Consider the following 13232-nt stretch of genomic DNA (forward strand, 5'->3'; position numbering starts at 1 on the left):
GAAAAAGCCAAAGAAGAAGCTTCAGTTAGTGCCGAAAAAGCCAAAGAAGAAGCTTCAGTTTGCACAGAAAAAGCCAAAGAAGAAGCTTCAGTTAGTGCCGAAAAAGCCAAAGAAGAAGCTTCAGTTTGCACAGAAAAAGCCAAAGAAGAAGCTTCAGTTAGTGCCGAAAAAGCCAAAGAAGAAGCTTCAGTTAGTGCCGAAAAAGCCAAAGAAGAAGCTTCAGTTAGTGCCGAAAAAGCTAAAGAAGATGCTTCAGTTAGTGCCGAAAAAGCTAAAGAAGAAGCTTCAGTTTGCACAGAAAAAGCTAAAGAAGAGGCTTCAGTTAATGCCGAAAAAGCCAAAGAAGAGGCTTCAGTTTGCACCGAAGAATCTGAAAAAGAAGCTCCAGTTAGCAAAGAAGAAACTGAATAAAAGGAAACTGGAAGACGGAACAGGCACCATACTTAATGTCCAGGAAAACTATAACTTCAACTGTGAGCAGTTTAACTTTAATTGGGACTTTGACCGGGAATGTTTAAGGGGTGGAACCTCCGCCCCACCAACTCTCCAGGGTAACTATAAATTCGACTGCCTGCAGATACGAAACCGGTACAAAACCTGTTTCACCCAGAATTAATTAAATTAGAATTGAAGATTTCAAAAAACCTTTAGATTTGGCCGTATAAATGGCAGATAATCTACCCATAAAAAAATGGGGTTTATCGGAATCTTCTTTAATCTCTTTTTTTAAACATTCTTATGAAGCAACAGGGGTATGTATACTGAACAGAGAGATGGCTTAAAAGCAGACTAAAACCGAATGGTATCAAGAGGGCTAAAGCTCCTGCTGCTGAAAAGAATTCAGGAAAGGGTCAGGATAAGACCATAGTTATAACTTCCCTGCTTGCAGTTCTGCAATATAAGTATCATACGGAGCCGTTGAGCTGCCTGAAATGCGTGCAATATAATAGTCTGCAGCAATCGAAGCCTGTTGTTCGCGGTTATAGTCACGTAAAGATGGTTTTGCACCGGGAATGTATCCATATCCTTCCTTTGATCGTGCATAAACTGCTTCGACCAGATATTTTGAGCCGACGTGTTCCATCTGTGCTACATGGGCTAATTCATGAATAAGCCACTTCATGTTTGAATTGCCTGCAGCGGTCTTAATCTTTTCATTGAAGTTGATTGTATGAAAGGTGGTAACACCCATACCCGAGCAATTGTTTATCTTTGCCCCGAGCCAGGCAATTAGCGAATGTTCGTCGATACGCACCTGCCGGTAATTGATGCTGTCTCCAAATACGGTTCTCGCTTCCTGTTCCTCTACCGGAGTTAGCCTTCGGGTCCTGGGTTTTATAATCTGCCATAAGAGGTCCATAGCCTCTGGAAAAACGAAGAGGTCGAGAACTTTTGCGATAATTCGGCCTATCCGGACAGTAAAGGACAACAGGCTCTCACGACCCCATTTACAAAAGCACTTGATCTCTTTCCCAACCCGTATCATGACAGATTTCAAATTATCCCACATATTTTTCCTTACAGAACCTAACACAGATTGCTCTCAATAAAATAACTATCGATAAAGTACCCTTCAATAAAAAGAGGAGTCTCTATTCTTTGCTTTCAGTATATTCCGGAGAAGATTTTCCAGATAGAGTTTAGAAATCTTTATATCTCCTCTCTATTTTTTAATTAACCATGATATTACACGTTCCCCACATTCTTCTTCCAGAGGCTAACTGGAAAGAATGGGCAGTAATTGCCTGTGACCAGCATACTCAGGATATAGGGTACTGGAGAAAAGTAGAAGAATTTGTTGGAGATACTCCTTCTGCTCTTAATTTAATTTACCCTGAAATATACCTTCCTTTAGATGAAAATAGAGTAAATCAGATCCATAAAGCAATGTGCAATTACAAAGATGCTCTTGTTGATCATGGCGCCTGCTTTATTCTTGTAAAGCGTGCTGTTTCAGGCAGTGAAAGGACGGGTCTGGTTGTCGCAATCGATCTGGAAGGATACGAATACGATGGATCTGAATCCTTCATCAGGCCAACTGAAAAAACAATCAAAGAAAGGCTTCCTGCAAGAGTCATGATAAGAGAAAATGCAGATCTGGAGCTTACGCATGTTCTTGTTTTATATGATGACCCGGACTTTTCCGTTATCCCACTGAAAACCGATAGTCCGTTTTATGAAGGAAATAAGATTTATGATTTTGACCTGATGGAAGACGGTGGCCATATAAGAGGCTTTAAGATCAGCGATGAAAAGACAATTGGGGAGATTTCGGAAAGGATTCAGGCTCTTGGAATCCTCCTTGTTGGGGATGGAAACCACAGCCTTGCCGCCGCAAAGAGTTTCTGGGAGAAAATTAAAGGAACAGTCCCGGACAACCACCCGGCCAGATACGCACTCGTAGAGCTTGTAAACATTCATGATCCAGGACTTACCTTTGAACCAATTCACAGGATTGTAAGAGGGGTTGACCCTGAGGAACTGATTAAAAGGTCCAATGCGAGAGTTATAGAATCTCCATCCATAAAATCTCCATCCGACAATTTAACTTCCGATCCTTCAATTACTGGGAATTTGGTCACCAATAATTCGGGCACTAATAATCCAGCTACGGATAATCCAGCCACGGATAATCCGGTTACCGGTCACTCAATTGGATTTATTGCAAAAGACAGGCGGGGTGTCCTTATCTTTGAGAACCCCAAGCATGACCTGGAGGTTGAAACCCTTGACGAGGTTATTGACGGTTATCCGGTTGAATATGAACATGACCCTGAAGTGGTGGAGAAACTAGGAAAAGAGCCTGAAAGTATTGGTTTCTTCCTTCCTTCATTGCAAAGAAGCGAATTCTTTGCTCTTATAAAAAAGAAGGGAATTCTCCCAAGAAAATCCTTTTCCCTTGGAAAGGAAAACGAGAAAAGGTATTATATTGAAGCTAGAAGGATTACGCAGTAATTCTTCCAGTAACCTTTTTAGTTATTTTTTTCCAATTTTTCAGTCATTTTATTACTACAGGAGTGCGAAAGGTCACGAATACCCCGTCCTTTAGAGACTGTCCGACAATCAGGCCCAGTACGAATTTAGTCCCTTCTTTTTCTATTTAAAGGCTTTAAATGCCTTATTATTTACATGTTTTTGCCCTGAAATTGAATTGTCGGACAGCCTGTTTAGGGTGAGGTGGCCGCACGCAATTTGATTTAAGAGTCATTTAATTTAACAGTCAAATTATAAATACCTCTAATCAAATAATGGATTTATTGGTTAAACAACCACAGGGGGAGTAAAATATGGCAGATCTGATTGGACTTGCAGTAGTATTTTTAATCTTAGCATTTATTTCATATATTTTAGGGGCAAGGGGGATTGCCGGTTTATCTATGAATATCGCAAAGTGGCTTGTTATAATCTTTGTTATACTTGCGATAATTTCGCTAATTTTCTGACGGGATCCCATATCGCAGTAGTGTCAAAATTTGATAGATGGGCATAAACCAATTTTGTGCTCATGCTTCTTCTTTTATCTTAAAAACCTGTAAAGAAAAAGTTATACTTTTACCTCTACTTTTTTCAGAATTTTAATTAAAGAGAAATGAGAAATCAGGATCTAACCTTCCGGAAAACGGTTAAATAGATTAAATATTTGAGGGAGTAATCAACAGTTGAGGAAAAGCAAAAAAAGAATCCATTACTGGCATATAAATACTGTCTTAATCAAAGTTGCGCTGGCGGTGGCGGCGGCGGCTCTCCTGAATCTTCCAGAAACATCGACGTAAAGGAACTTTCCCAGGTCTTCGTTACAAACGGAAAAGCTGTAAAGTTTGATTTTAAAAATAATGCAACCTGCATTGTGTATGTAAAATTTGATGCGAAAAAAACAGCAGATAAAACCACAACCATTGTTAAGGAATTAAAAAATAAATCCGCACTTGTTTCCGAACTACCTTCCGGGGACATTTATAAGTCCTTTAATGTCTGGGTAGGAAACAGCGGGTATGCAACCTCAAAGAACATTGAAAATTCTGTCCTCTGTTTTAAGGTTGAAAAGGCCTGGATGCAGGAAAACAGAACAGATAGCTCTTCCATTGCCCTTAACAGGTATAACGATGGAAAATGGGAACAACTACCAGTCTCCATATTGAAAGAAGACGATGAGTTTACGTATTTTACAGCCGAAACCACCGGTTTCTCTTCCTTTGCGATAACCGGCAAGATAAATGCCTCTTCAGAAAATGCAACTGAATCAGGTTCTTATCCGGAAACTCGTTCGGTTAATCTGAAAGGTAAGTACAGGGCCGACGGCTGAACATATGTCTGAGCAGGGAAATCGTAAGGATGGTCAGAGCTCTGAAATGATCTCTGAAATAACCATCCTGCTTGGCGAATTGATTAAATCTCTAAAATCTTGGACGAAGGCCTAATACTTTCATCCAGATTTTTATTTTTTTTAGGCATGAAAAATACCTGAAAATAATTATTTTTGCGCTCTTTTTCTTCTATAAGGTTGCCTGGTTTTCTGGAGTCTCAGACAGACAGACTCGAGGGGACACATTATAATATCTGGATTTCAAAGTGTTTTCCGGGGGTCAAGATACAAAATCATTATTATAATATTTGGATTGAAAAACACTGTCTGGTAAATTTCAGTTTAAGATTGAAAGAATAATCATAATGATAAATTATGACATTTCTCTGTTTTTACTGCACTAATTTGTCTTCAGGAGAGAAGCCTTTTTTATCCAGCCTGTAAACAAAAAAAGGTAAGAAAAGATGCCCTCTTGCATCCAAAATTTCCTACATGAAGAATAAGTTTAGAGATGTCCGGAAGAGGCAAATAGGGTTTTTTTGGTTTTGAGACCGTGTTTTTGTGGGTTATTTCCAGAAACAGAACTAGAATATGGCTCCAAGGCATGTCTTAAAATACCAGCCTTGTACCTTTAGAACTAGCTTTCAGCCAGACCTTTTGAGAAGAACATCGTAAATGAATTTTTGTTCCGGCATCAGTTTAACCCGATTATGATAATCAAATAATCATTCAGAAACGTATATATATTTGGTCAAGCAGGTACTCCTAATAAAATTTGGAGAAATGGTCAATGAAATTTAATAAGTAGGTATTTCTTCGGTTTTAAGAAAAACAATATCAAACTTACAAAAAGTCCCTTGCTGCCTTTCAGCAGCCATTCGTCACCTAAACCGGTTGCGGATGCATTGAGTAATGGCTCGATAATTCCCTACACAGCCATTATGTAAAAAAGGATAGCAACCTTCAAAAAACAGGTTTACTGAAATCCATCTAAAACGGAAGAATAAACTGTCCGTTCAAAGTGAAAGAACTGTCCGTTCAAGATACCGTTGAGCCACACCCAGGGCTGCCAGAAAAAACCTGAAACAAACCCTAAACCCAATTAAGGATTTGGCAGAAAATCTGACAGGTTCCTGCCAGAATCCAGCTTTGAATCCCGATTCGAATCAAACCCTATCCCGATTTACTCCAACCAATCGGGACCCTACCAGGATCCAATCCAACCAAACCCACGGGGCACTACCCGGAAAATCCAACCCACAATTCATCGGGTACTGCCGGAAGTCCAGCCCCCACTGAGTGTTCAGACACTCATTTCCATATCGAATTCAGCGGGGACTCCAACCCCGAATTCGATCATACCCTATCTGGACTCCAACCCCGGATACAATCGCAGACCTAATTTCAATCCAACCCACAGGGTCGTAAAAGAACCATGTCGATTGTTAAAGAGAAACCCCAATTAGACCTTGTCTTAAAAACTCATCCCGGAGTAATCGGACAAGAAATCGAGCAAAAAAACAGGCACGACGACGCAATTAAGATTTACAGCTGCTTTAAAGAATTTGAAAAAGTAAACTTTGAAACCCTGAACCCTAAAATGAATTTTTCTATCCAATCCGGTACTTATCCCATTCCCCCAAATACCAGCACCCTATCTGGCAAAATATCCGGAGTTGAAAAATCAGGCTTGAATCCCCTGCAGGCTGCAGAAAAAAGCCGCTTAAACTTTAACCAGCTGACCGAGAGTTATTCAATCGTAACTGGCAGGGCACCAGAACTCTGTTCTTGCCCGAAAGCCCCGGAAGCCCCGGAAGCCAGAAATTAAGAGAACGGGGATTCTCATGCCAGTTAACGAATCAGTCAACAGGATAGTGGCAGGTTCCGGTGTGATCCTGGCAGGAACACTTCTTGGAATGCTGCTTGATATCCTGATTAAAGGAGTGCTCACATCCTATCTCTCGCCAGCGGATTTCGGTACCTATTCCCTTGCACTTACAGTAATCTCAATCACAGGCGCCGTAGCAACTCTCGGACTCCACGAAGGGGTACCAAGGTATATTGCATACTTCAGAGGCAGGCATGAGGAGCACAAGATCCATGAATTGATAATCTCGGCTGTATTAATGGGCCTTGTTGCCGGTATGCTTGCCATGCTGGTCTCCCCCCTATTGTTTGAACGTCTGGCTGGGGAAGGGTTTGACATACAGGGCAAAATCTTATCCGTTATCAGGATAATGATTTTTGCCATCCCGTTCACCATACTCCTGAACCTGTCAGTGGCGATCTACAGGGGATTTGACCGTACAAGTGTCAACATGTACTTCTACAACATCATAAGGCCAGTTTCCCTGCTGGGCTTTGCTTCAGCTGCCGTGTTTTTCGGAGTGTCCCTGAAAGGAGTTGTATTTGCAGACCTGCTTTCAATGGTCTTTACATTTGGCGTAATGTCAGTTTACTTTATAAAAAACCCCCCAATCAAACCGGAATGGAAACTTAAATTCAGTGAGCCCACAAAAAAGCTGATAAGGTACTCATTCCCGCTTTTAATAAGTGCGACCCTGCTTAACCTTATGACCTGGACTGATACCATAATGCTTGGTTATTTCAAATCAGCCGAAGTCGTTGGAGTTTACAGTGCAGTATATCCTCTTGTCGGGTTCCTGTCCATGATAATCGGCTCCATGGGGTTCGTGTACACCCCTGTAACATCAAAGCTGTGGGGTGAAAACCGAACTGAACCACTTGGCTCGATTTATGCAATAATGACAAAGTGGTGCTTTCTGCTTACCTTCCCGATCTTTGCATTGATGTTCGTGTATCCGGATTTTCTCCTGACAAAAATCTACGGAGCAGACTATGCAGGCGGGGCTACGGTTCTGCGCATCCTTGCCCTGGGATTCGTAACAAACTCGTACTTTGGATTTAACTATCACACTATAATGGCATCCGGAGACTCTGATTTCCTGATGAAGTGCTCGGTTGCAAGTGCAGGAATTAATGCAGTACTTAACTTCGTGCTTATACCCCAGTACGGCATGATAGGTGCAGCAGCAGCGTCTTCTGCGTCTTTTGCATCCATAGAGGTCTTGATGACTCTGAGAGCCTGGAGAGCACAGCACATGCATCCCTTTACTCCGATGTACAGACGGTTGACCCTTATAGGTGCCATTCTGGTTGTGGGTATGCTCACAGCCCGGGAAGTGCTTCCGCTGTCCGGGGCAAGCTGGGAATATACAGCCTTTATGATTGTGTATTTCGTGGCTATCCGGTATGCAAAGGTGCTCGATGATAAGGAAATGGACATGGTAAACGGTATCAAAAAAACAGTCATGCAGAATATCAGTACCCTTCTCCCGCAGGCACTCAAAACTCTCGGATATTGAAGCTTTAAAGGATAACCTGAAATATAGACCTGGTGACAAATTTAGTTTGTGCTGTATTTAAGAATCAACGAATTTGCCATAAAAAAGGTCAATTATTATAGAACAATTAAATATTTAACAAAAATAATTTTATTTTTGTGAACATTTGCGGAATGTCGGCACCAAGAAAGAAAAAAAGAAGAAAAAATAAAAAAGTAAAAAAATCAGAGAAAAAGAAGAAAAAAGAAGAAAAAAATAAAAAAGAGCAAATGCCCTTTCAAACGTTCCTGATTCCGAAGGACTCAAGCAGAATTTCTGGGTAGATCCCACCGCTTGAAATAGTCTTTGTGCTCTTGAGGTCGTTTACGGTGACTCTGGCAGGAGCAAACATGCCTGGGTCAACTTTGAAAAAGTCAAAGTTTGCTGCCTTGAAGGTCTGGTAGAAGGGCTTTCCGAAATCCCCGGAGGTTGTTGAGGGGGCTTTCTTTACGAATTCTTCGAGTTCAGCCAGCTCGCCTTCGAAGCGGACTGTATAGTTGGTCTCGCCGCAGTAGATCACACAATCGTTGGTTGAGCCCATACACTGGACATCGTTTCCGACAATGGGAGCGATAGGGGCAATTCCGTACCCGCTCTTGATGCAGTTGATATCAAAACCTATGGATTCGAATTTGTGGATACCGGTTTCTACAACACGAGCTGAGATCTGGACAGAGCCTGCAATGGAAGCTGTAGGCGCAACGGCGATCATGACATTTTCAGGGTCTACACTGCAGTGTTTTGCAATGTACTCGACTACTTTCTCATCAGGGAGCTTGTCGGATTCCAGGACAAGGACCGCAGCTTCGAAATCATCCTCATACCCGATTTCCTCATAGAGCTCTTTGGGTTTTAAGCCAAGGGCACGTGCAGGGCCTGAACCCATTCCAAAGTAACCCCCAACGGAGATTCTCCAGCCTGCGTACTGGGAAGCCATGCAGGCAATTACCGGGTTGTCAGTTGCCACCTGGATGGCAGGCCATTTGATGCCGTTAAGGTCAAAGGTACTGTATTTAAGGTCAGCAAGGTCAGCAAGGCAGAGTCTTGCCAGGTACATACCGGCTTCATATCCGCCTTCAGCATTAACTCCACAGTCAATGATTGTGGCGCCGTTTTCAAGCTTGATTACTTCCGTTTTCAGGTCTTCACTCCAGTCGAGCATCTCTTCGATGACGTATGATCCCATTTCGTTGACGCTTATCAAAATATCACCTTTACTTATAGATTAGAGAATTGTTTATCGAAATTTTTATCGAAATTTTTATCGAAATTGTTTACAGGTTAGTATTTGACTGTAAACCATATTATTGATCAGATGGCTGGCTACCAATCGAGTTAATTTACCCGGCTGGAAGTTAGTCCTGCCAGATGAGTATTAATACTTAATAACTGGGCTATACAGAATAACTAAACCAACTTGTGTCAATTGTTTCCGTAAGCTGTAATCCGTATAAGGAAGAATCCAATATATAGATACTGTTATAATATTTTAATTAGATAATAATAGAGTACTTAGATAATACAATTAATCAGATTATAAATATTCGGTCATTTTTTCTGACTGGCCCATCAACAGCGAGTCCAACCTCGTCCCCTTTTTCGACTGTTTGCAGAAGCATGCCTTTTTTTACAAGAGAGCGGACCTGCTGTTTCAGATAGGTAGTGCTTCCTTCGATCAAGATCTCATCACCTATTGCAAGCCCTTCTTCGAGCAGTCTTATTGCTGCAGCCTGTTGTTTGGGATAATAATTCTCTACAACCCCTGCAGCCCTGCGTTTCTTTTCCGAGGCATTCATTCCTTTATCAGGAGAGAAACCCTCCAGGCCCGGAATTCCGAAGTAAAAACCAGTAGAAAAACCTCTATTATACACAGAAGCCAGCTCAGATCTCCATGCCTCTACTTTTTCAGGGGTATAGTTACCTTCTTTGCAGGCATCAATTGCTTCCCTGTAACAGCGGGAGACCACTTCCAGATATCCGGGGTCACGTAGCCTGCCCTCTACTTTAAATGCATCTATCCCGGCTTCAAAAAGTTCCGGGACATGCCCTATCATACATAAATCTTTTGCACTGAGGAGGTATTTTCCCCTGCTTTCCACAACAAGCCCATTTTCCCCGTGAAGCTCCCATTCCCAGCGGCAGGGCTGGGTGCATTCCCCACAATTCCCGGATTTTCCAAGGACATATGCCGAAAGGTGGCACCTTCCTGAAACTGCCATACACATCGCCCCGTGAACAAAAGTTTCGACTTTTATCTCAGTCTGCTGCCTGATTTTCCGGATCTCTTCTAAGGAAAGTTCCCTTGAAAGCACTATACGCTCCGCTCCAAGGGTTCTGTAAAACTCCGCAGTTTCGTGGTTCGTAACGTTTGCCTGTGTGGAGATGTGGATCTTGAGCCCGGCTTTACGTGCCTTAAGGATAACAGCCGGGTCCCAGGCAATAACTGCATCCACTCCGGCTTTTACAGCTGCATCTACCACATCATCTACTTCATCAAGCCTGGCTTCATTTACGGCTGAGTTTACAGCCAGATAAGCCTTTAGCCCCCGCACCTTGACCTCATAAACGAAATCCTCCAGAGTTTCAAGGGTGATCTCTTTTGCCTTTGCTCTCAAGCTGAGCCTATCCGTTGAAAAATAGACAGCATCAGCATACCTGGAACATGCCTCAAGCCCTGCAAGATTTCTGATTCCAATGAGAAGTTCTGGTTCTGAACTTTTATGCATGAGAGGGGAAAATGTTTTAACTTTGATTTAAGAATATCTTTGCTGCCTGCATCAGCCTCACAAATAATGGCAAGGACAACCGAAAGCTTTATAAAAGTGCACTCTGTTCTTTAAAATAATAAAGAAGTTGAATTCAAAAAAAAGAATTTCACGTATAGACAAAGAAACCACATAGAGACTTTTAATATATCAATCATGGGGGTACATAAAATGGAAGACGAACTTAAATACATAGAACTCAAAGACGCAAAACTCGAAGATGTCGAAAGAGATTACGTAGAATTCAGAAGGGAAATAGGAGAAGAATAAACCAAAAAATAACATAAAATGGCAAAAAATAACCGAAAATGGCAGAAAAGAGCAGAAAACAACAGGAAATAGCAGAAAAGAGCAGAAAATAATAGAAGTCAACTACTCGCTAAATCTAAAGATTTAACGGGTTTCCTGCTGAAGGCTTATGAATTAAAAAGATGTGGGATGACTATAGATCAAAATTTAATCACTACTTTTTTTTATTTTTTTCTTTTAGCGAATAAAAGATTTTTAAATCCTGAAACTTGGCACTGCAATTTCAACTCGAAATTTTGAATGCTATAATCCAACTATTTATGCAGAGCTCATATTCAGGTTTTTACATTGTACGACACTGTTCAATGGACTGCAAAAGGCTGGACAACCCGTCACTCCAGAAACTGTCCCAGAGGGCATCTATTTTTGACTTTTTTTATGGGTGGGAGTCTCATGTGATCACTTGTTTTCAACTTGTTTTGAGCGTTAGTTTCGGGCATTGGAGTTTAAATGTTGTGCTTTGTTGTGGATGTTAGGTAGCAGTACTGCTAAAGAATAAGAGTACAGTCGTTGCTCTTTTATACTATTACTTACATATATATAATTGGTCCATAGGGTCAGTCCCGATGTATGAAGAAGACGTACAAAGAAGATATGTGACTTAAATAAGTAATAACTTGACTAAGTAACTTAAATGGGTAATAACTTAAATAAGTAGTAACTTAAATGAGTAATAACTTAAATAAGTAGTAACTTAAATGAGTAATAACTTAAATAAGTAGTAACTTAAATGAGTAATAACTTAAATAAGTAGTAACTTAAATAAGTAGTAACTTAAATGAGTAATAACTTAAATAAGTAGTAACTTAAATGAGTAATAACTTAAATAAGTAATAACTTGACTAAGTAACTTAAATGGGTAATAACTTAAATAAGTAGTAAATTAACTGAGTACAGAACTAAATTACATAAAATTGGACCAGACCCTATGGATCACTCCAAAAAATACTAAAATGTCTTTTTTAGTAAATTAATTCCTTATTTTAACTCAATTTTGGTTTTGGATTCTAATTCTTCCAGGTTCCGATTTCATGCTTATTTTAGCCCGCAGATACTGTCAGTTATTTCAAGTTTTCAGCACCCCACACTCTCACCGGTCGCAGGCGACCGGCCTTTCAAAAAAAAGCCATGAATAAGAGCCTTAAAGCCCGAATGATGAATTTTTAAGCCTTCCAGATCTTAATTTATTCGCTAAATCATTTTTTTATTAGACAAGTTCTCATGTGAAGGCTTTCTGCATGAAGGTGTTGAATAAGGTATTGATTTTCTGGGAAGATTGTTTTTGAGATTGCTCTATTTGCTCCCTTACCGATTTTTTCTGTCGCTCTCAGTTTGTGGCTGCTTTGTAGCTCTTTCTCGGTATCATTTTCGTTCTCTTTTTTGTCTGAAAGCCGCTCTCCTGCGTCGAGCGTGACAAAAACGGCTCAGGATGATGAATAAGGTTGTATGGGTCAGAGAAATCGTAATTTAGTCCTCTTGAGCGCATCTCAGCTAAAACCCATCAAGTAGTCCTCTTGAGCGCAGCGAAAAGGACCTCGTGCTCCCGAAGCGAAACTCGGGCGTGACAAAAATGACACGGAATAGCTAATACGGTTTTACAGGTCAGAATTCAGAATTCAGGATTTCGAGCTAGTCGTTTATGATTCAGTTCCTTAAAACTTCATTTTTATGAGACCAGTTCCCCTGAGAAGGCTTTCTGCAAGAGGGAATTTATTTTTGACTTTTTTTCGGGTGGGAGTCTCATGTGATCACTTGTTTTCAACCTGTTTTCAACCTGTTTTCAACCTGTTTTCAACCTGTTTTCAACCTGTTTTCAACCTGTTTTCAACCTGTTTTCAACCTGTTTTCAACCTGTTTTCAACCTGTTTTCAACTTGTTTTCAACTTGTTTTCAACCTGTTTTCAGCTTGTTTTCAACTTGTTTTGAAAGTTCATTTCGGGCTTGAAAAATCCGATGCCGAGATGAGAAAAGCCATGTTGAAAAAGAGTGGACTTGGAGTCAGATACATAAAAAAGGCAAATGGTAAATACGTAATATACAGCGAATGTTCAGGTGATATAACCTGCTTTCGGCAGGTCGACATAAAAATCCATTCAATTATTCTGTTGATATCGTTTTTTTCAGAACTTTTGAAATTCAATTTAAATCAAAAATTACTAAATGTTAACCATAACATAATTAATATATATTTGCGATAAATGAGATAAATGTCAAATCGTGTTGGATATATAGTCCGTATGATATTGGTTTTTAAGTGAATCTACAAAAAATAACAATTAAGGATATTTATATGTTAGAATGTACTTGCTGCCGAATGTAGGATAGTGCGACAAGAAGCTACGTCATAAATTGCCTTCGTGCTACTCTTTCCATTTGGAGTAATCCTACCAGGATGTGCGTTTACAGTAATGTTTAGGTGCAAAGCTCCTGGGACAATGTGAAGACCTCTAA

General features: G+C 40.5%; 8 protein-coding genes and 1 pseudogene. 6 read left to right on the top strand and 3 right to left on the bottom strand.

Annotated elements, in window-relative coordinates; genetic code table 11:
* On the top strand, window positions 1-411 hold a 411-nt coding region (locus tag PHF18_RS17330), incomplete at its 5' end, for a hypothetical protein (RefSeq protein ID WP_300104913.1).
* 457 nt (window positions 412-868) lie between these two features.
* Here the strand turns inward: PHF18_RS17330 and PHF18_RS17335 are convergent.
* On the bottom strand, window positions 869-1498 hold the full coding sequence (locus PHF18_RS17335; RefSeq protein WP_300104914.1) for a hypothetical protein: 630 nt from the start codon (window positions 1496-1498) through the stop codon (window positions 869-871).
* A gap of 182 nt (window positions 1499-1680) precedes the next feature.
* Here PHF18_RS17335 and PHF18_RS17340 point away from each other — a divergent pair, with 182 nt between their 5' ends.
* The 5 genes and pseudogenes from PHF18_RS17340 (at window position 1681) to PHF18_RS17360 (ending at window position 7689) form a co-directional block, all read left to right on the top strand.
* Window positions 1681-2955 (top strand): DUF1015 domain-containing protein, encoded by a 1275-nt coding sequence (locus PHF18_RS17340; protein WP_300104915.1) that lies wholly within the window; start codon window positions 1681-1683, stop codon window positions 2953-2955.
* A gap of 332 nt (window positions 2956-3287) precedes the next feature.
* On the top strand, window positions 3288-3443 hold the full coding sequence (locus PHF18_RS17345; RefSeq protein ID WP_300104917.1) for a DUF1328 domain-containing protein: 156 nt from the start codon (window positions 3288-3290) through the stop codon (window positions 3441-3443).
* 281 nt (window positions 3444-3724) lie between these two features.
* Window positions 3725-4243: pseudogene (locus PHF18_RS17350) on the top strand (PGF-pre-PGF domain-containing protein); the annotation flags it as partial.
* A 1495-nt stretch (window positions 4244-5738) separates the two neighbouring features.
* Window positions 5739-6131 (top strand): hypothetical protein, encoded by a 393-nt coding sequence (locus PHF18_RS17355; protein ID WP_300104918.1) that lies wholly within the window; start codon window positions 5739-5741, stop codon window positions 6129-6131.
* Between the two features lie 16 nt (window positions 6132-6147).
* The gene (locus tag PHF18_RS17360; RefSeq protein ID WP_300104920.1) at window positions 6148-7689 is read left to right on the top strand and encodes an oligosaccharide flippase family protein; all 1542 of its coding nucleotides are present in this window, start codon (window positions 6148-6150) and stop codon (window positions 7687-7689) included.
* 256 nt (window positions 7690-7945) lie between these two features.
* Here PHF18_RS17360 and mch read toward each other — a convergent pair whose 3' ends face one another.
* Together mch and PHF18_RS17370 are read right to left on the bottom strand one after the other, a co-directional pair.
* Entirely contained in the window at window positions 7946-8911 is a 966-nt protein-coding gene (mch, locus tag PHF18_RS17365) for a methenyltetrahydromethanopterin cyclohydrolase (RefSeq protein WP_300104922.1), read from the bottom strand.
* Between the two features lie 325 nt (window positions 8912-9236).
* Entirely contained in the window at window positions 9237-10433 is a 1197-nt protein-coding gene (locus PHF18_RS17370; RefSeq protein ID WP_300104923.1) for a peptidase U32 family protein, read from the bottom strand.
* Between the last annotated feature and the right edge of the window lie 2799 nt (window positions 10434-13232).

This window comes from Methanosarcina sp. (assembly GCF_028693135.1).
Classification (GTDB): domain Archaea; phylum Halobacteriota; class Methanosarcinia; order Methanosarcinales; family Methanosarcinaceae; genus Methanosarcina.

Coding starts and splice junctions, on each gene's coding strand:
- PHF18_RS17340 (WP_300104915.1), top strand. CDS start 1,681: ATGATATTACACGTTCCCCACATTCTTCTTCCAGAGGCTAACTGGAAA.
- PHF18_RS17345 (WP_300104917.1), top strand. CDS start 3,288: ATGGCAGATCTGATTGGACTTGCAGTAGTATTTTTAATCTTAGCATTT.
- PHF18_RS17355 (WP_300104918.1), top strand. CDS start 5,739: ATGTCGATTGTTAAAGAGAAACCCCAATTAGACCTTGTCTTAAAAACT.
- PHF18_RS17360 (WP_300104920.1), top strand. CDS start 6,148: ATGCCAGTTAACGAATCAGTCAACAGGATAGTGGCAGGTTCCGGTGTG.
- PHF18_RS17370 (WP_300104923.1), bottom strand. CDS start 10,433: ATGCATAAAAGTTCAGAACCAGAACTTCTCATTGGAATCAGAAATCTT.